At 50.1% G+C, this 797-nt stretch carries 2 tRNA genes; both read right to left on the bottom strand.

Annotated features, from left to right (window positions below):
- Positions 1-472 precede the first annotated feature (472 nt).
- Positions 473-548, bottom strand: a tRNA-Ala gene (locus CR159_RS21340).
- Between the two features lie 31 nt (positions 549-579).
- A tRNA-Ile gene (locus CR159_RS21335) sits at positions 580-656 on the bottom strand.
- Positions 657-797: the final 141 nt, after the last annotated feature.

Here is a 797-nt window from a genome sequence, read left to right as displayed (position 1 = left end):
CTACCACGTCCTTCATCGCCTGTAATCGCCAAGGCATCCACCATGTGCACTTAGTCGCTTGATCCTATAACGTTATAGGTTATAAGAACACTTGAGTTTTCGCGCTTGTGTGCCGCTCATCAGTTTTCATAGGCTCGCATCAGTACCCGAGGGTAGTGATACGTCTTTTGAGAACTTGTTGAACAAATTTATAATGCAATCACAACCCGTACTTATCGTTGGTGCACCGCTTTCCCCCACGCAACCAAAGTCGCATGAAGCACGGCGCACACCATAAATACTCTTTGTTGTGCTTCTTCCAGATTGTTAAAGAACAAGATAAAACCATCAAGCTACATGAGCCTAACGAGCAACGTCCTGAGTGCTTACCGCCCTCAAGACGCTCTTCGTTACCCTCGGTGCGCTTAAACACCAGGTACATCTTCACCATGACATAACACCCACTTGACCCCTGAAACCAGGGAGCGAAGAATGGTGGAGGATGACGGGATCGAACCGACGACCCCCTGCTTGCAAAGCAGGTGCTCTCCCAGCTGAGCTAATCCCCCGCACGTACCCCAGTACAACAGGTAATCCGAGTGGTGGGTCAAGTTGGAATCGAACCAACGACCCCCGCCTTATCAAGACGGTGCTCTAACCGACTGAGCTACTGACCCAACCGGCCCCCTTTTTACAAGGAGCTAAACCATGTCATGGTCTTTAATTAACAGCCAATAAGTGTGGACGCTTTCGCTTCGTGTGCATCGCTCTAAAAGGAGGTGATCCAGCCGCACCTTCCGATACGGCTACCTTGTTAC

Source organism: Pollutimonas subterranea, assembly GCF_002849655.1.
Taxonomy (GTDB): domain Bacteria; phylum Pseudomonadota; class Gammaproteobacteria; order Burkholderiales; family Burkholderiaceae_B; genus Pollutimonas; species Pollutimonas subterranea.
The sequence above is the reverse complement of the archived record's forward strand: the minus strand, read 5'-3'. Positions and strand labels throughout refer to the sequence as shown.